The organism is Nodosilinea sp. LEGE 07088, assembly GCF_015207395.1.
GTDB lineage: Bacteria > Cyanobacteriota > Cyanobacteriia > Phormidesmidales > Phormidesmidaceae > Nodosilinea.
Genome location: NZ_JADEWX010000021.1, coordinates 23,384 through 40,547, shown reverse-complemented (window position 1 = coordinate 40,547; position 17,164 = coordinate 23,384). Strand labels below are relative to the sequence as shown.

General features: G+C 53.9%; 16 protein-coding genes. 11 read left to right on the top strand and 5 right to left on the bottom strand.

What is annotated here, in order from left to right; all coding sequences use genetic code 11:
* The first annotated feature begins 366 nt into the window (after nt 1-366).
* The 8 genes from IQ254_RS07730 (at nt 367) to IQ254_RS07695 (ending at nt 7,373) form a co-directional block, all read left to right on the top strand.
* The gene (locus IQ254_RS07730) at nt 367-897 is read left to right on the top strand and encodes a CBS domain-containing protein (RefSeq protein WP_193965596.1); all 531 of its coding nucleotides are present in this window, start codon (nt 367-369) and stop codon (nt 895-897) included.
* Nucleotides 898-929: 32 nt separating this feature from the next.
* The gene (locus tag IQ254_RS07725) at nt 930-2,372 is read left to right on the top strand and encodes a Ni/Fe hydrogenase subunit alpha (RefSeq protein WP_193965595.1); all 1,443 of its coding nucleotides are present in this window, start codon (nt 930-932) and stop codon (nt 2,370-2,372) included.
* A gap of 88 nt (nt 2,373-2,460) precedes the next feature.
* Nucleotides 2,461-3,000, top strand: coding sequence for a hydrogenase maturation protease (locus tag IQ254_RS07720; RefSeq protein ID WP_313887396.1), 540 nt, complete (start codon nt 2,461-2,463; stop codon nt 2,998-3,000).
* Nucleotides 2,982-3,323, top strand: a complete 342-nt coding sequence (gene hypA / locus IQ254_RS07715) for a hydrogenase maturation nickel metallochaperone HypA (protein WP_193965593.1) — start codon at nt 2,982-2,984, stop codon at nt 3,321-3,323. Before IQ254_RS07720 ends, hypA begins: the two co-directional genes overlap by 19 nt.
* 2 nt (nt 3,324-3,325) lie before the next feature.
* Nucleotides 3,326-4,096 (top strand): hydrogenase nickel incorporation protein HypB, encoded by a 771-nt coding sequence (gene hypB, locus IQ254_RS07710; RefSeq protein ID WP_193965592.1) that lies wholly within the window; start codon nt 3,326-3,328, stop codon nt 4,094-4,096.
* 91 nt (nt 4,097-4,187) lie between these two features.
* On the top strand, nt 4,188-4,673 hold the full coding sequence (locus tag IQ254_RS07705; RefSeq protein ID WP_193965591.1) for an adenosine-specific kinase: 486 nt from the start codon (nt 4,188-4,190) through the stop codon (nt 4,671-4,673).
* A gap of 20 nt (nt 4,674-4,693) precedes the next feature.
* Nucleotides 4,694-7,123, top strand: coding sequence for a carbamoyltransferase HypF (gene hypF / locus IQ254_RS07700; protein ID WP_193965590.1), 2,430 nt, complete (start codon nt 4,694-4,696; stop codon nt 7,121-7,123).
* Between the two features lie 10 nt (nt 7,124-7,133).
* Entirely contained in the window at nt 7,134-7,373 is a 240-nt protein-coding gene (locus IQ254_RS07695; RefSeq protein WP_193965589.1) for a HypC/HybG/HupF family hydrogenase formation chaperone, read from the top strand.
* 215 nt (nt 7,374-7,588) lie between these two features.
* On the opposite strand, the gene IQ254_RS07690 is transcribed toward IQ254_RS07695, so the two are convergent.
* From IQ254_RS07690 to IQ254_RS07680, 3 genes are all read right to left on the bottom strand, one after another.
* A complete protein-coding gene (locus tag IQ254_RS07690; RefSeq protein WP_193965588.1) occupies nt 7,589-8,185 on the bottom strand; it encodes an HNH endonuclease in 597 nt (198 codons plus the stop codon).
* Between the two features lie 12 nt (nt 8,186-8,197).
* Nucleotides 8,198-9,157 (bottom strand): DNA cytosine methyltransferase, encoded by a 960-nt coding sequence (locus IQ254_RS07685; protein WP_193965587.1) that lies wholly within the window; start codon nt 9,155-9,157, stop codon nt 8,198-8,200.
* Nucleotides 9,158-9,487: 330 nt separating this feature from the next.
* Nucleotides 9,488-11,050, bottom strand: a complete 1,563-nt coding sequence (locus tag IQ254_RS07680; protein ID WP_193965586.1) for an NAD(P)/FAD-dependent oxidoreductase — start codon at nt 11,048-11,050, stop codon at nt 9,488-9,490.
* A 222-nt stretch (nt 11,051-11,272) separates the two neighbouring features.
* Here IQ254_RS07680 and IQ254_RS07675 point away from each other — a divergent pair, with 222 nt between their 5' ends.
* Nucleotides 11,273-11,506 carry a DUF4327 family protein gene (locus tag IQ254_RS07675; protein WP_193965585.1) on the top strand — a complete coding sequence of 78 codons (234 nt, stop codon included), beginning with the start codon at nt 11,273-11,275 and terminating at the stop codon, nt 11,504-11,506.
* Here the strand turns inward: IQ254_RS07675 and pta are convergent.
* A complete protein-coding gene (gene pta / locus IQ254_RS07670) occupies nt 11,466-13,637 on the bottom strand; it encodes a phosphate acetyltransferase (protein WP_193965584.1) in 2,172 nt (723 codons plus the stop codon). The two genes, IQ254_RS07675 and pta, sit on opposite strands and share 41 nt — an antisense overlap.
* Before the next feature lie 227 nt (nt 13,638-13,864).
* Nucleotides 13,865-16,057 carry a tetratricopeptide repeat protein gene (locus tag IQ254_RS07665; protein WP_193965583.1) on the bottom strand — a complete coding sequence of 731 codons (2,193 nt, stop codon included), beginning with the start codon at nt 16,055-16,057 and terminating at the stop codon, nt 13,865-13,867.
* A 183-nt stretch (nt 16,058-16,240) separates the two neighbouring features.
* On the opposite strand from IQ254_RS07665, the gene IQ254_RS07660 reads away from it, so the two are divergent.
* Complete coding sequence (locus IQ254_RS07660) at nt 16,241-16,612, top strand: DUF4342 domain-containing protein (RefSeq protein ID WP_193965582.1); 372 nt, start codon at nt 16,241-16,243, stop codon at nt 16,610-16,612.
* 31 nt (nt 16,613-16,643) lie between these two features.
* Nucleotides 16,644-17,117 (top strand): hypothetical protein, encoded by a 474-nt coding sequence (locus IQ254_RS07655; protein ID WP_193965581.1) that lies wholly within the window; start codon nt 16,644-16,646, stop codon nt 17,115-17,117.
* Nucleotides 17,118-17,164 lie beyond the last annotated feature (47 nt).

The window sequence follows — 17,164 nt, the reverse complement described above, 5'->3', positions numbered from 1 at the left end:
ACTGTGAACGCAGGTTCACAATTCCTGCAAAACCGCTCGGCGCTATTTAATCTCAATTTGCAGAAAAACTTGTCGTCCACATTACCTTGATTATTTACCTATAGCGGTTCCTGAGCGGATGAAGTACTGTAGGGGTCTTGCTGAATAAGCGTTACAGGCATCTGTACGAACCTCACGCCAGCGAGAACCGCCATATCACAGGCAGCCTTTTGATTTCAATACGATTTTGAGAATCTGGGCTCAGGAGATGTTGTCTGCGTTGTTCTATGCCTGGTCTCAACGCAGACAGTATTTCGTTTCCTCACAAGTTCCTCAAAGTGTTGATCTAAAAAGGACATATTGCTGAGCTGGGTAGGGAGAGCCATCATGCTGACCGTCAGAGATATTATGACCAAGCCCGTGGTCGTTATTCGCAGTTCTGCTACCGTGCAAAATGCCATTTTGTTGATGCGGGCCAAGCGACTGCGATCGCTGATTGTCGAACCGACAGAAGAGACGCCCTACGGCATCGTGACCGAAAAAGACATTGTCTTTAAGGTGATCGCCCGGCGGAAAAACCCAGATTTTGTGCGCGTCCACGATATCATGCGGCAGCCCTGCATCCGAATATCGGCCCACGCCACGGTCCTAGAGGCAGCCCAGGTCTTAGCTGACGCAGGAATTCACCGCGCCCCGGTGATGGAGAACGATGAGCTGCTGGGGATTGTTTCTGTGACCGATATTTTGCGCAAAGGGCATCCAGATTCCCCTCCCCGTGATGAGCTAGCCAAGCGCATTCAAGACGCCTTGCAGCACACCCGCATCATTGACGATGAGGAGGCTCAGATGCGCCAGGACTGTGACCTGGCCTGGCAAATCTTCGAAGAGATGCATCAAAGCTCAAAAGTTACCGTTTAGAACCTGTTCAGAACTGCCAGAATATCGCCACCATGGCCAACAGAATCGTCATCGATCCGGTCACGCGCATTGAAGGACACGCCAAAATCTCCATCTACCTCGACGACCAGGGTGAAGTCACCGACGCCCGGTTCCACGTCACGGAGTTTCGCGGCTTTGAGAAATTTTGCGAAGGGCGACCCTTTTGGGAAATGCCCGCCATCACCGCCCGCGTCTGCGGGATTTGCCCGGTCAGCCATCTGCTCGCTTCGGCCAAGGCGGGCGATCGCCTGCTGGCCGTTCAAATTCCCCCAGCGGCTGAAAAGCTGCGGCGACTGATGAATCTGGGCCAAATTATCCAGTCCCACGCCCTCAGCTTTTTTCACCTCAGCAGCCCCGATTTGCTTCTGGGCTGGGAAAGCGACCCCGCCCAGCGCAACGTCTTTGGCCTGATGGCAGCAGAGCCAGAGCTGGCGCGGGGCGGCATTCGGCTGCGTCAGTTTGGGCAGGTGGTGATCGAGCAGCTGGGCGGGCGCAAAATTCACCCCTCCTGGGCGGTGCCTGGCGGGGTGCGCTCTGGTCTTTCAGAGCCGGGTAAAACCGAGATTCGGGAGCGCTTGCCCGAGGCTAAAACCACCATTCTCAAAGCCCTGGAGCGTTTCAAACGTCTGCTGGCAGACCTTCAAGAGGAAGCCCACATCTTCGGCAACTTCCCCAGCCTGTTTATGGGGCTGGTCGCCCCCGACGGCACCTGGGAGCACTACGACGGCCACCTCCGCTTTGTCGATAGCGGCGGCAACATTATTGCCGATCGCCTAGACCCCAGCCGCTATCGGGAGTTTATTGGCGAAGCGGTACAGCCCGATTCCTACCTTAAATCTCCCTACTACAAGCCCCTGGGCTACCCCGACCAGACCGGGCACTGTCGCATCGAAAATGGCCTGTATCGGGTAGGCCCCCTGGCGCGGCTGAACGTGTGCGATCGCATCGGCACCCCCCTGGCAGAGCAAGAGCTACAGCACTTTCGTCAGCACGGCACCGTCAACAGCTCTTTTTTCTACCACTACGCCCGCCTGATTGAAATCTTGGCCTGCGTCGAGCGCATCGAGATTGCCCTAGACGATCCCGACTTGCAAAGCGACCAGCTGCGAGCGCGGGCTGACGTGAACCAACGAGAGGCGATCGGCGTGGGTGAAGCCCCCCGAGGTACGCTGTTTCATCACTACAAAATTGATCAAACGGGGTTGCTTACCCAGGTCAATCTAATCATCGCCACAGGCCAAAACAACCTGGCCATGAATCGCACCATCAGCCAAATCGCTCGCCACTACATCCATAGCCCCGAGATTCCAGAGCCACTGCTCAATCGCGTCGAGGCGGGGATTCGCGCCTTCGACCCCTGCCTGAGCTGCTCCACCCACGCCGCCGGGCAAATGCCCCTGCACCTACAGCTGATCGGTGCTGAGGGGAACGTGCTGCATCAGCTGTATCGATAAATTGGGTTGCCCCCCTCTCCTCACAAGATCCTCACGTCCATTCTCTATGCTCAACCTGAAGACACTCTATACCTCAGGAGTTGAAGCCGTGAATCTTAAGACATCCTCTACTCCAGCTGCCAGTTCCTGTTCTCTTCTGATTGTGGGTTACGGCAACGAACTGCGGGGGGATGACGGTGTCGGCCCCCAGGTCGCCATGACGGTGGCCGACTGGCATTTGCCCTCGGTCAAATCGCTACATGTTCAACAGCTCTTGCCAGAACTCGTCGCCGACATGGCCGAGGCCGACTATGTCATCTTTGTGGATGCCTGTGGCAAAAGCCGCACTCATAACGTTCAGCTTGACCCGATTGTGACCAACAAAGACGCCCTAGCCCACTGCACCGTACCGTTAATGAACCATGCCTGCGAGCCCTCGGGTCTCGTGGCCCTAACTCAAGTGCTGTATGGTGACCATCCCCAGGCCTGGCTATTGCAAGTGCCGATTGAACACTGTGGCCTGGGTCAAGCGCTCTCAAAGACGGCCCGGCGGGGGGCCGATAGTGCGTTGAGAACCATTGAACAGTTTTTCACCACCTACCTACGACAGCCTTTTGCGGGTGCTGAACCATGCATGAAGTCAGCTTAATGCAGGCGGCCCTGGCGATTGCCCTCGACCATGCCAAAGCCCAGGGAACTCACAAAATACATGCTCTAGAGCTGCATGTGGGTATGCAATCGGGGGTCGTACCCGAGGCGCTGGCCTTTGCCTTTGATATCGTCAGCGCGGGTACGGCGGCCCAAGGGGCTGAACTGAGGCTAGAAACTATTCCGACCCGGTGCTACTGTCCCCACTGCCAGCACGACTTTCAGCCCGCGGACTGGGTCTATGAATGCCCAACCTGCCACGGCATCAGCACCGACGTTCGTCAGGGTCAGGACTTAGAACTCGCATCGCTGGAGGTGTCGTAACGATGTGTGGAACCTGTGGTTGTGGCGCTAGTCAACAGGAGGCCGTAGATGCAGGTAATCAACAGGTCTTACACCTGCACCAAAGCCTGCTGGCCAAGAACGATCGCTATGCCGAGCAAAATCGAGCCCTGTTTCGGCACTTGCTGGCGATCAACCTGCTCTCATCGCCGGGGGCCGGTAAAACAACGCTGGTGCAGCGTCTGCTGGGCGATCGCGACCTGATTGCGGCGACCTCTCCCCTGAGCCAGCACCAAGGACCGGTAAAGGCCGGAGTGATTGTGGGCGATCTGGCCACTGATCGCGATGCTGAACGGCTGCGCCAAACCGGTGCCCCCGTGGTGCAGATCACCACCGGCACCCTCTGCCATTTAGAAGCGGACATGGTGGCCCGAGCCGCTCAAGCGCTCACCCTAGCCGACCTCAATCTGCTGATCATTGAGAATGTGGGCAACCTGGTCTGCCCTGCCGCCTACGACCTGGGAGAAGATCTGCGCCTGGTGCTGATGTCTGTCACCGAAGGAGAAGATAAACCGCTGAAATATCCCACCATGTTTAAGTCGGCCCACGCCGTCATCATCAGCAAGATCGACCTGGCTGAAGTGGTGGGTTTCAAGCGGGCTGAGGCCCTGCATTACCTGCATTTAATCGCTCCCCAGGCGTTGGTCTTCGAGCTATCTGCCACTACGGGCGAGGGGCTGGCCAGTTTCTATGCCTACCTGGAGCAGGCCATCTTTCAGTGCCACCGCAAGGTCAGCTCTGTTCAGGCGTCATAACTTCCTCATAGTCTTTTTTTACAGTTGAAGTTGAGCATCTTTTTCACCAGAAGGAAATTGCTCCTGCTATTGCTGAATAAGGCCTGCAACGATGGACTTGCATTTAGTTGATTTAGAACTGCCCCCTGAGAGCAATCTGATCCTAGGGCAGAGTCATTTCATCAAAACGGTAGAAGACCTCTACGAGGCGATGATCGGTGCCTCTGCCCAAATCCAGTTTGGGCTGGCGTTTTGCGAAGCCTCGGGGCCCTGCCTGATTCGGGCGGCAGGCAATGACGAGACGCTACAGAACGTCGCGATCAAAAACGCCGGGGCGATCGCGGCGGGACACAGCTTCATCATTCTGATGCAGCATGGATTCCCGATCAGCGTGCTGAATGCGATCAAGCAGTGTCCGGAGGTCTGTCGTATCTACTGCGCTACGGCAAACCCGGTGCAGGTGGTGATTGCCGCCAGTGAGCAGGGGCGCGGCATTTTAGGCGTGATCGATGGCTTTGCGCCCAGGGGCATTGAAGGGCCGGCGGATGTGCGCGATCGCCAGCAGCTCCTGCGGCAAATTGGCTACAAACTGGGGTAAACGCCGAGTCTTAACCTGTCATGACGACAACCAGCCTAATTCAGCGTCGAATCTGTTTAACCCTGCGGGGACGAGTGCAGGGCGTCGGCTTTCGTCCGTTTGTGTACCAGCTGGCCACAGCGCTAGGGTTGAGGGGCGGCGTCACGAATACTCCCCAGGGCGTGGTGATCGATATTGAAGGCCCCGAATCTGCTCTGGAACAGTTTGTGGGGCGACTCCAGCGAGAGCTTCCCCCCCACGCCACCATTCAGTCCCTGACGCAGCAGTCACTCCCGGTTCAGGGCGCAAATAGGTTTCAGATCTGGCCTTCTGAAGCAGCTGGGGATGCAGCCACCGCGCAAATTTTGCCAGACCTGGCCACCTGTCCTGCCTGTCTGGCAGATATATTCGACCCTCACAATCGTCGCTACCGCTATCCCTTCACCAACTGCACCCACTGCGGCCCCCGCTTTAGCATCCTCACGGCGCTGCCCTACGATCGCCGACACACCACCATGACAGGCTTTACGATGTGTCCAGCCTGCGAGGCGGAGTACACCAATCCGAGCGATCGCCGCTTTCACGCCCAGCCCAATGCCTGCCCTGACTGCGGGCCGCAGCTAGAGTTTTGGGTCGCTGGGAAACCTCAGGTGGGAGAGCCGCTTCAGGCGGCGATCGCGGCCCTGCGGCGAGGCGAAATTCTCGCCCTCAAAGGGCTGGGCGGATTTCAGCTGCTGGTCGATGCCCAGAACCCGGCCGCCGTAGAGCGGCTGCGCCAGCGCAAACAGCGCCCGGACAAACCCCTGGCGCTGATGTATGCCACGCTGGAGCAGATTCGCCGCGACTGTGAGGTATCCGAGGCAGCGGCAGCGTTACTCACCGCTGCCCAGGCCCCGATTGTGCTGCTGCCCAAACGGCTGAGTGGCGCAGAACTTGCCGAGGCAGTCGCGCCTGACAACCTATACCTGGGCGTCATGCTGCCGACAACCCCGCTGCATCACCTACTGTTGCAGCAGTACGGCTCTCCCCTGGTGGCCACCAGCGGCAACCGCTCGGGCGAGCCGATCTGTGCCGATGAACAGTTAGCCCATCATCAGCTGGGGGCGATCGCCGACGGGTTTTTAATTCACGATCGCCCCATCCGGCACCCCGTGGACGACTCGGTCGTGCAGATCGTGCAGGAGCGGCCCCAGATCTTGCGCCATGCCCGAGGCTATGCGCCGCAGGTCGTTCAGCTCGCAGATTCGGTTGATTCAGACACCCGCATTCTCGCTGTCGGGGCTCACCTCAAAAATGCGATCGCCCTGTCCCTTGGCTCCCAGGTCATGCTGAGCCAGTACATCGGTGACTTAGAAACACCCCAGGCGATGGCGCGATCGCGGCAGACCGTAGCTGATTTTTTGGGGCTCTACCGCTGTCAGCCCACCGCGATCGCCTGCGACCTGCACCCCGACTATGGCTCGACTCGCCTGGCCCAGACCCTGGCCCAGCAGTGGCAGGTGCCGCTGATTCCAGTGCAGCACCACTACGCCCACGGGCTGTCAGCCATGGCCGAACACCAGCTCCAGGCTCCGGTACTCGGCGTCGCCTGGGATGGAACCGGCTACGGCCCCGACCAGACAATTTGGGGGGGAGAGTTTCTGCAAATTACAGACTGTGGCTTTGAGCGGGTTGCCTACCTGCTGCCGTTTCCCCTGCCGGGAGGTAACCTGTGCAGCCGAGAACCCCGGCGATCGGCGCTTGGATTGCTCTACGGCTGCTACGGAGAAGCGGCTTTTGAGCTGACGGATTTGGCCCCAGTTCAAGCCTTTGCGGCATCTGAGCGCAATATTCTGCGACAAATGCTGGCAGGCAGCATCAACGCGCCCATGACCTCCAGTATGGGGCGGCTATTCGACGGCATGGCCGCCCTGCTCGATCTGCACCAAACCGTCAGCTTTGAGGGTCAGGCGGCCATGGCCCTGGAGTTTGCCGCCAATCACACCCTGGAGGTCGAGGCCTATCCCTTTACCGTTTCGACCACCCTACCGGGCGTGATCGACTGGCGGCCCCTGGTGCGAGCGGTTATCCGTGACCAGCTGCGAGGGGTGCCCGCTGCTGTGATCTCGACGAAGTTCCACCAGGCGCTGGTGGAGATGATTGGCGCGATCGCCCAGCGGGTCGGCCTTGCTCAGGTGGTGCTGACCGGGGGCTGCTTTCAGAACCGTCTGCTGAGTCAGCAGGCCATCCGTCGTCTCTGCCATGATGGGTTTACCCCCTACTGGCACCAGCGAGTTCCCCCCAACGACGGCGGTATTGCCCTAGGGCAGATGGTCGCCGCGCTACGCCATCTCTCTTGTATAGCTAGAGCCAAGCAAATTAGGACGCCTGCCAGTAGCCCTGATGCTCTAGCTATACGCCATGGCGCTACCCCAGTTGCTACCTGTGACCATAACTCGTGTTCTAAGCGCTGTGGCCATCGCTATACTTAGGAGCCGAACCATGTGCCTGGCCGTACCGGGAAAAATCATCAGCACTACAGGGGAGAACCTGGACCGCATGGGGCGAGTCAGCTTTAGCGGCGTGATCAAAGCCGTTAGTCTGGCCTACGTGCCCGAAGCCCAGGTGGGTGATTACGTGGTGGTTCATGTGGGGTTTGCGATCGGCAAGCTCGACATTCAAGAAGCAGAACAGACGTTGCAATATCTGGAGCAGATCAACGCGACGGCTGATTCAATATAGTTAATGCCTATCCTGCCATCGCCCCCCGACGTTTTTTAGCAAGAGAAGTAGTGATCCCTGAATGCCTGCGATCGCCGCAGCGACGTAACCCAATGGATGCCGCCGCCACAGTAAGGTGTCTCCCGAGATGAGCGCCGACCCACATAACGTCGAGTTGTGCAGCGACTGATAACCTCCGTTCCGTCCGCACCAACACAGTCCGCACCAACGCAGTATCAGGTGTCTTCCTCACCTAGAAACTCCTTAGTTTTTTGTGGATATTTCCGAACAAGCCACTTTAGAAGCTCAACTTGGTCACTTCCTTTTGCTCGTCTAACCTGTGCCAGAAGTTTTAAGTTTGAAGGTCTTTCCAGGGTTAAATTTGAAGCGCCTTCATTACATACAGAGCAAATTGCACGGAGATTGGAGGGGTCATCCGTTCCTCCTTGAGACTTATCCACGATATGACCGATATGCAACCGAGTTTTCCTTGTGAGATCATAGGAATGTGGTTCTCCTGCTACAGCACCACACATTTGACACGTAAATCCATTTCTATCAAGAACGTACGCACGAGTCTCCTTTGAAATTGCCCTTTCAAAAGCAGCGATCGGCTTCGGATCTTCAAGCATATACTGTCCAGGTCTTAGGTCTCCCCTATCATTATGGGTTTGAATTTGATACCCTTCCTCTGAACGCAGTTCTCTCACTCGTCTTGCCCATTCTGTGATACCTCCGGCTACCTCTCTAAGTTCATCAGAGCCCATAACTCTTCCGATGTTGTCAAGGAAGTGTTCTCTGAGTTTTGCCCTGGCACCTTTCTTGGCTGACATAAGTCATTTTTTTCAACTAGCAATTGCAAATATCTTTTTAGAGGTCAAACAATCGAAGATTTCTCGTGCGACAGCCTGAGCTACAGGCGGTGGAAAAGCATTCCCCACCTGGCGATATGCTGGGGTCTTTTTACCAGTGAAATGCCACTCATCAGGAAAACCCTGAATTTTGGCAACCATTTCAACTGTCAGTTTGGGCATCCCTACGAAATCTTTGTTAGGTGGTTCATTGGCTATTCCCATGCCATCCACGCCTAAACTTGCCCAAGCCCGCTTAGCACGAGTAGGGCCTAAATCAGGCCCACCATGCTTCTTTGAGCCTCCAACAATGGTAGGAGCAATATCATCAGCTTGCTGTTTCCATTTATCAACGCCTTTCCAGCCTCTTGATGCCATTTGCTCATATAAAAGCTCTCCGACTGTTGGTGGATTTTGGCTATGGGATTTAGGCCATGAGAAACTACCTGATAAATCCTTTTGTATAGCTACTATCACCACGCGGGGTCTTAGCTGTGATACACCAAAATCAGAGGCATTTAACAGCCTCCAGTCAGCCACATACCCCATCTTTTCAAGCTGTCGCTTTAAGTTACCTCGGTAGTCTTCAAAAACAGCATCCAAAAATCCTCGAACATTTTCTAGCATGACAGCACGAGGTCTGCATTCATCCACTAACCGGAGTGCTTCGGGAAACAGATCCCGATCATCTTCTTTGCCTAACTGCTTACCTGCTTTTGAAAATGGTGGACAAGGTACGCCGCCTGCTAGCAAATCAATATCTGCAAAAGATTTACCTTCAAATCCTCTCAAATCGCCTTCTACGATATTCCAGTGGGGTCGATTGAACCGGAGAGTATTACAACAAGCACTGTCAATCTCAACCAGTGCTTGAGGTTCAAATCCGCTCTGCTCAAGACCTAAGGCTTGACCACCAGCACCAGCACAGATTTCTAAGCATGTCACTTGAGCCATTGAGTTTCTTTCGACTGCTCCCCAGGTTGTAGTACAAGTTTACAGGAAGAGGTCTTAAACAGATGAGTAGAGAGCGACAGACACCTAACAACCTATACCAGCGCTAACCCAGCCCCGACAAAAATTAAGTAGCCGCCGATGGGCCGGACAGGCGTTTTAGTGCAGAAACTCGCGGCGATCGCGCCAATATCACTGTGCAGAGGCACAAGTATCAGAGCCGCAACAGCCAGGAGAAACGCCGCGACATAGATTCGGAAAGAACGCGTTTAGCGCTGCGCCAAGCAGATAAAAGACTGTAGGGCACCCTCATCAGATCCGCCCCTTGCGGGTTTATGAACTGAGAGCGACCTGCGGCATCTGCACGGTTGGCTGCCGCACCGACTGCCCGGTGAGCAACTCCGCTACGTTCATGCCGTTGCCAATCACCCCTGGCACGCTGGGATACCCGGCGCTGGCACCCACCAGGAAAAGATTGGGCAGCTCTGTGCGGTAGCCGATCCGCCTCAGCCCCACCTGGCGGGGAATCAGATTGGCCCCGTAGATGTTGCCTTCTGGCTGACCCAAATAGTACTCGCTGGTGGTGGGGGTGCCGTACAGCTTCATGCGGGTGTAGGCGTCTACATCTGGAATCAGGTCGCGCACACTCTCCATAACGGATTGATACACCGCGCGCTTTTTCTGCTTGTAGGCTTTGCGATCGCTCTCGTGGAGCTGCTTAAAGGGCTCGTAAGCACACACGGTCGCAATTTCAAGCACATGGTGCCCCGCAGGAGCCATACCGGGTGCCGTTGACTTCAGCGTTGGGCAGGACAAAAAGATCCAGGGATGGTCTAAATTCCCTTCGATCTGCTGCTGGTAGGCTTCGTTGAGATTGCCGGTCGGATAATACCAGATATTCCAGTTGCCAAGGCCGTAGCGAGCTGGGTTAAATCGACTGTCCAGGCCGAGATAAATGTTGAAGGCACTGACGGAGTAGTCATAGTCCGTCAGGCGCTGTCGTTCCTGGGGGCCTAGGGCTGTCTCACTGTGCATGAGCGCAACGGTGCGCTTTGGGTCCAAATCGCTGATGTAGGCTCGCTCAGCCCGGTAGCGCTCTCCCCCAGCCGTCACAAACTGCACCTCACCATCGTTGACTTCGATATGGTCTACCGGAGTCGAGAGCTGTACCACGCCGCCTCGGGCGGTGATGGCATCCACCACAGTGTTGACTAAATGCCGGAAGTGATGCCGAGGGTAGTAGGCTCCCTCGGCGTAGTCTGACACCAAGCTCGTATGAACAATTAGAGCAATCTCCTTAGGCGGTAGGGCGTAGTCGCCGCTTTGGCCCGCCAGTAGGGTCTGGAGCTTAGGGGACAACCCGACTTGATCGTAGAGGTCCTGGAGGGTTTGCAGCCGTTTCGAAAACAGGTGCCAGTGTTTAGGCAGCTTCAGCCAGTCAGACCATTTTGAGTCGTACCAATTGACGTCTTCACCGAGGTTAACAATGTCTTGGTGCAGACGACTGATTTCGTCGCAGTAGCGATTGATGGCGCTGGCCTCGTCAGGAAATGTGGCGAGCAGGCGATCGCGGAAATTTTCCCAACCCAGCGGCATGCGAAAGTCCACCTCGGGCGTGATGACGCGATCGATACAGTCTGGGTCTAACGAATTAAACGGCACCTCTCTACCGATGTAGTTGAGAAATTGATCGACCGTCTGCCCTTTGCCGCACTGGTAGATGTAGTGCACATCGGCGCAAAAGGAGTAGTCCCCATAGTCAAAGGTATGACAGCAGCCCCCAGGCAGATAGTGCTGCTCTAGCACAGCCACCCGATAACCCTGACGGCTAAGGCAGGCGGCGGCCGATAATCCACCCAACCCTGCACCTAAGATGACGTAGTCGAAATATTTCATGGCGACTCCTATGGGCTGATCCTAAGCAGCAAGCCAAAATTACGATGTCCTCACCCTAGGGCTTAAACATGAGGAACTTATGACGGCGGATCAGGCCCTGGCGGTGCCCCAGGGCAAAATGTATGAACGGATACGGTTTGGCTCATAACTTCCTTACAATCACTCCCTATTGTGGAAGTGGGGAGGGGAATATCTCCCTGCCTGTACTTACCTGGGGTTCGAATGATGGTCACTACGCTACAGAGCAAAATCTACAACCTCGACATGCTGCGCGATGAGGTGCGGGAACTGGTCAATCAGGGCGTCGTGCATCGTCAGCAGCCGATCTATACCCTGTGTCGCTATATTCCCGAGCGGGAGTGGGAATGTATCGAAGTCGATCTGGACAACAGCGAATATCTGCTGCGCGATCGCATCATTGATCTGCTGGCCCAGGAGCGGTGGGAGGAGGACTAACCGCAGCCTCCCTGGCTGCCTGAGCTTGAATAGCCGTAATGACAACTGTGTTCACAATGTCGTTCACCGTGCAGCCCCGGCTCAGATCGTTCACGGGTTTCTTTAGCCCTTGCAGAATAGGGCCGATGGCGATCGCGCCCGTTTCGCGCTGCACGGCCTTGTAGGTGTTGTTGCCCGTATTCAAATCTGGAAACACCAGCACCGTCGCCTGTCCGCCGCCCGCCGTGCCCGGGAATTTGTGGGCGGCCACCTCTGGATCGACGGCAGCATCGTACTGAATCGGCCCTTCAATGGGTAAATCGGGGCGTCGCTGGCGGGCCAGGTGTGTCGCCTGCCGCACCTTCTCGACATCCTCCCCCTGCGCTGAGTCGCCAGAAGAGTAGGAGAGCAGGGCAACCCGGGGCTCAATGCCAAACGCCTGGGCGGTGTCTGCCGAGGCGATGGCAATGTCTGCCAGCTGAGCCGCATCGGGGTTGGCGTTCACCGCACAGTCGCCGTAAACCCGGACATGCTCTCCCAGGTACATCAAAAATACTGAAGACACCAGAGCAACCCCTGGTTTGGCCTTGATCAGCTGTAGCGCGGGGCGAATGGTGTGCTGGGTCGTGTGGGCTGCGCCCGAAACCATGCCGTCGGCGTCGCCACGATAGACCATCATCGTGCCGTAGTAGGTGGCATCCAGCATGTAGTCGTAGGCGATGTCGAGGGTCGCTCCCTTGTGCTTTCTGAGCCTATAGAAGGTGTGGGCATAGTCATCTAAATGGGGGCTCTCTGACGGGTTGACAATGGTTAGATCCTCCAGGTCGAGCTGAATGCTGTGTCGTTTGATCACGCGCTCGATATCTTCTCGTTTGCCCAGCAGGGTCAGGGTAGCGAGCTTTCGCGATCGCAGCACCGCCGCCGCTTTCAAGATGCGCAGGTCGGTACTCTCTGGCAAGACAATATGCCGTGGGTCGGCTTTGGCCTGCTGCATCAGCTGGTAGGTAAACAGTTGAGGGGTCAGCTCTGGCTGTTGGACTAGACTGACCTGTTCTTCCAGGCGGGCCAGGTCAACGTGCTGCTCAAAGGCTCGAAGGCTGAGGTCAATCTTCTCGTGATCCTCCGGGTTAAGGCTGCTGTGAACGGCTTGGATCTGAGATGCCGTGGTGTAGGTATCGGTCTTGACCGACAGAATGGGCAGGGGTGCTGGCAGCCCCTCAAATAGTTTTGCGATCGCAGGCTCTGGCTTTAGGCCCGTCGATAGCAACATACCGGCCAGGTTGGGATAATTGATCGATAGATGCGCCTGCAATACACCAACAATCATGTCACCGCGATCGCCAGGGGTAATAATCAGGCTGTCTTCCCTCAGCCAGGTGAGAGCGTGCTGCATCTGCATGGCCGCTACTAAAACATTCGTTGCCAAATGGCCCAGTAGCTCGTGGCCGTAGAGCACCTCCGCCTGCAGCTGCTGAGCAATATCTCGCATGCGGGGGCTCAACAGTCTGCGGTCATAGGGAATCACGGCCAAGACATAATCCGCCTCACCGTAGCAGGCTTCCAGGGCGGTCTTGAGGCGATCGACCTGCTCAGGAGCGGCTTTATTGAGCACAATACCGGCAATCTGGCAGTGGTGCTTGCGATAGGCATCAACCGCGATTTGAACCAGGCGAATGCTCTCGTCCACGCTTCTATGATCGGCATTGCCTAACACCAGTATGGGGCAGCCTAAATTTTTGGCAATTTCCTGGTTGAGATTAAATTCAAAGGCCGTTCCTTCGTCTAAATAGTCTGATCCTTCGCAGAGCACAAAGTCGCCGCGATGCTCCAGGACTTTAAATTTGTCGAGAATACCGGCGATCGCCTGGTCAATCTGATGCCGCCCTCTCAGGTTGTTGATTTGGTGCGATCGCAGGCCAAAGGATTCTTCATCGGTCTGCTGTAAACCAAAGTGCTGCAAAATCAGGGCAATGTCTTCATCCTGCCCAGGTGAAGATTTTCCCGGCGCTGGGGATGGGTGGGCCGACTGAATGACGGGCTTAAAGAAGTTGACCTTTGTGGTCTTTCGCAGGAACAGATTAATAATGCCAAGGGCCACCAGAGCCTTGCCGCTGCCTGCCTCGATCGTGCTGATGTAGAGTGAGTTTCCCATCGAAAGTTCCTTTTCCTATAGGCTTTTAGGCCCTGACAAATCTATATCTCCAAAGCAGAAAAACAAGGGGCTAGTGAGGTCTCAAATCTCGATCTTGCAGTTATGGATCTAACCTTTCACAGGCTTATTTCACTCTAAAAGCTTGATGGTAGCCAGAATTAATAAGTTGCATACAGAAATTTATCTGTATCTCAAGAAACACTCGTAAACCCTCAGGCATCGCAATCTCAAACCGCACTCTCTAAAATTTCTTTAAATAAAGCAAGTGGTGATTCTTGCCCATTATCAAAATCGATTACAGAGGATTGCATAATAGTATTAACGTCTTCCAGTAAACTATTAATTAATCCGGGATACATATATTTTGATCCTTCTGGATTTTTCAGGTACTGATCAAGTTGATCAAAAATTACCTGTTCAGAATTAATGTGTCCCAGTGTGGCTTCGTAGAGACAATTCGACAATACTTCATAGGGCTTATCTAGATTCGAAAAGATGTTGCTATTCAGTTCAGGAGAATCATGTTTGGGTTTATTTTCACTGCCATCCTGATTGGAACCGAGGATACCATTCAGAACTTCTACAGCTAACGAAAATGATTCCTTGGCGCGATCTAAACGGTTTATACAATCTTCCTCCTCAATATAAAGATATGTAATACCCATGTTGCCGTAGGCCAGAAATCTCTTGCTATCCATAGCAACTGCTTCTTCAAACTCTTCAATTGCGCTGAAATAGCAAATTCCCTCTTTGCTCTTCGGCTCGTAGTCTCCTTTAAGCTTGTTAATTCCTCTCTTGATTTTTACATTTTGGGATTTTTGGTGCTCTTGCTTAAGCTTATCGCTTCCCTCCTTACCTAAAATGAAGTATATCCAGCCCAAAGCAGTATAGATAGCAGCATTTTCCTTGGTAAGAGGAGCTAATTCCTTGGAGTTTTCTCGATATCGGATTGACTTTCGCAAACTATCTTCTATAAGATCATCGTTTGACCTATTGTTCTCATTGCCTTTGTAATTCTGCCGTAGTGCTTTATATTTCTTATAATATAAAAGACCTAAATTGTAATAGGGAGTAGCAAGTCTTGGCGCTCTAACGATGGCCTCCAAATAATTCTCTTTGGCCTCGTTGTAATTTTCCTCAGCCCTTTTAGGTTCCTTAATCTTAATAAATTTTGAGTATAGTTCCGAATGCAAATTGCCTAAACCATTGTAAGGATAGGGAGCATAAGGATTTTTTCTTTTGGCTATCATATAGTGAACTTCCGCATGGTAGTAATGATGACATTTGACATAGATATTCCCCAGTCCTATATGTGCATTTGCGTTTCCTGGATCTAGGCTTAAAGCTTTATTAAAGATATCTTCCGCATGGCTTAAATAGTCTTTTCCAATCCGAAAATCACGAAAATAGGCATAGCCAATACTGCAAAGCAGATTTGCTAATTTTTGGTAGTCTTTTTGGAACTCTAAACTCTCTTTGCATAGCTCATAGGCCCGTCTTAAATTTTCTATATCCTGTTTTTGCTGATAGCGATGAAACTCTAGGATGGCGTCTGTAAATTTCCCAAAAGCCTGCCAGCTTTCCGCAGATAAATTAGGTTCTAGATGAATGACAAGTTTTAAGGCAATCTCTCGAATTAGCTTATGCCAATCTGCCTGCGACTCTACTGTATTTACTGCTTCCCAGGCCCTTACCTGGTAATCTTCAATGCGAGCTACTATTTCTAAAGAAGTGCTTCTATACCGATGGATGCTTCCAGTAATCAAACGCCCTGAGTGGCCGAAGATCCAAAATCGTTGAAGCAACATTAGTATAGGACCAACGGCTATCTGTGACTCTCCAATGCCGATTGTGCCAATGTTATTCAAGCTATTTTCTAAATTTTCATGACTCGGCATTATTGATGGAATGTTCTGGACTACTGCTTCTACCCTGGGATCTGCCTTACCCAAATAGCTATGAATGTGGCGAATTCGATGCAGCTCCGCCACTAATGCATCCGCAACAACAGGGCTGTCATACCGCTTATCGTCAGTCACATTTTTAAACGGCAAGACTAAAGTGCCCGTGCCTCTACCAGATAGCCATCGCATAACTGAGAGCAAAGCCCCAACCGCTAAAAACAGTAAAAGAGCCTGGGCTAAGTGAACCAATAGCATGCTAGTGATTTCGGCGTAGAAGCTCCAAGCGACAAGATTATGCCACCGAAAATTCAATAGAGAATGCCCTATCTCTAAGATTCTGGCTCGCTGAATAAATAGCAATGCGGCCAGAACCAGCAGCCCTAAATATTTCCAGAATTTAGAATCGAATGTTGAAAAATTTAAATACGTGACTTGCCTGAAAGCTAAAGAGAAACACTTTCTCAGCGCATTTAGCCTAAAGCCTAGCCACCGGATAAGAAAAATAATAGGCCTCATCTTTTGCCTCGCCTTTGACTCCAAGCCGTGGTGGTCTACATAAGGCTAAATCAACAATATGAGCAAGTTGTGGGGATTAAGTGGGCACAGCCATAACCGTCTCAGGATGTACCCTCCTATCGTCATAAGTTCCTCATAAGTTGTCGGTACCGTTGAGGCATAGTCCATCGAGGAGATAGCGCTATGGCTGTTCATGCCGAAGAAACCACTCAAACAGTTGATATTACTGCCCCTGAATCGATCACCCCTGAAACTGAAGACGGCACCGAAGAACCCGTCACGGTAGAGGAGTTTAAGATTTCCGGTGACACGCTGGTAGCCAATATCAAGGGTCTCATTCGCCAAGGCAACATTCGCCGCATCATCATCCAGAACGAAACCGGCCATACCCTGATTGAAATTCCGCTGACGGTCGGCGTTATTGGCGGGGCAGTAGGTGCCGCCTTCTTCCCCGTGGTGGCGGCGCTGGGCGTTATCGGTGCCATGGTGGCCCACTTGACCGTCGTCGTCGAACGTCAGGCATCTTCTGAAACCGATGACGCTGACGTCACCTAAACCAGCTATTCACCTCGCGTTTACAAATGCCATGTCTACCCAAGATTCTGCTGAACCGCAACCGTTTTCTCCAGAGGCTGCGCCCAGGCAGTGGCTAATTCTCAAGGCTGGGCTGCTCTACTTCGCGATCGTGTTTGGTGTCGGCTTTATCCTTGGCCCCATTCGCGTCCTGTGGGCCGTGCCTCGCTTTGGCACCCGCGTCGCCGAGCTGATGGAAATGCCGTTCATGCTCGTGGCGATCGTGCTGGCCGCCCTTTGGGTGGTGCGACGACTGGCCGTGCCCCCTGGCCTCTGGACGAGGCTCTGCATGGGAGGCGTGGCGCTGGGGGTTTTGCTTTTGGCTGAGTTTGGGGCCGTGCTCCAGCTGCGTGGATTGTCGGTTGCCGAGTATTTGAGCGATCGCGATCCGGTATCGGGCACGGTCTACCTGCTAATGCTCGGCCTGTTTGCGGCGATGCCCTGGCTCATTGCTCAGAAGGCCGAGAACCCCGAACCTTCTCCATGAGGCTTTTGACGGCAACAGACGTTGTTAGCAAAGATTTGCAGCTTGCC

Bases quoted from the DNA above. Each gene is read 5' to 3' on its own strand.
- IQ254_RS07730 (WP_193965596.1), top strand. From the start codon at position 367: ATGCTGACCGTCAGAGATATTATGACCAAGCCCGTGGTCGTTATTCGC.
- IQ254_RS07725 (WP_193965595.1), top strand. From the start codon at position 930: ATGGCCAACAGAATCGTCATCGATCCGGTCACGCGCATTGAAGGACAC.
- hypA (WP_193965593.1), top strand. From the start codon at position 2,982: ATGCATGAAGTCAGCTTAATGCAGGCGGCCCTGGCGATTGCCCTCGAC.
- hypB (WP_193965592.1), top strand. From the start codon at position 3,326: ATGTGTGGAACCTGTGGTTGTGGCGCTAGTCAACAGGAGGCCGTAGAT.
- IQ254_RS07705 (WP_193965591.1), top strand. From the start codon at position 4,188: ATGGACTTGCATTTAGTTGATTTAGAACTGCCCCCTGAGAGCAATCTG.
- hypF (WP_193965590.1), top strand. From the start codon at position 4,694: ATGACGACAACCAGCCTAATTCAGCGTCGAATCTGTTTAACCCTGCGG.
- IQ254_RS07695 (WP_193965589.1), top strand. From the start codon at position 7,134: ATGTGCCTGGCCGTACCGGGAAAAATCATCAGCACTACAGGGGAGAAC.
- IQ254_RS07690 (WP_193965588.1), bottom strand. From the start codon at position 8,185: ATGTCAGCCAAGAAAGGTGCCAGGGCAAAACTCAGAGAACACTTCCTT.
- IQ254_RS07685 (WP_193965587.1), bottom strand. From the start codon at position 9,157: ATGGCTCAAGTGACATGCTTAGAAATCTGTGCTGGTGCTGGTGGTCAA.
- IQ254_RS07680 (WP_193965586.1), bottom strand. From the start codon at position 11,050: ATGAAATATTTCGACTACGTCATCTTAGGTGCAGGGTTGGGTGGATTA.
- IQ254_RS07675 (WP_193965585.1), top strand. From the start codon at position 11,273: ATGATGGTCACTACGCTACAGAGCAAAATCTACAACCTCGACATGCTG.
- pta (WP_193965584.1), bottom strand. From the start codon at position 13,637: ATGGGAAACTCACTCTACATCAGCACGATCGAGGCAGGCAGCGGCAAG.
- IQ254_RS07665 (WP_193965583.1), bottom strand. From the start codon at position 16,057: ATGAGGCCTATTATTTTTCTTATCCGGTGGCTAGGCTTTAGGCTAAAT.
- IQ254_RS07660 (WP_193965582.1), top strand. From the start codon at position 16,241: ATGGCTGTTCATGCCGAAGAAACCACTCAAACAGTTGATATTACTGCC.
- IQ254_RS07655 (WP_193965581.1), top strand. From the start codon at position 16,644: ATGTCTACCCAAGATTCTGCTGAACCGCAACCGTTTTCTCCAGAGGCT.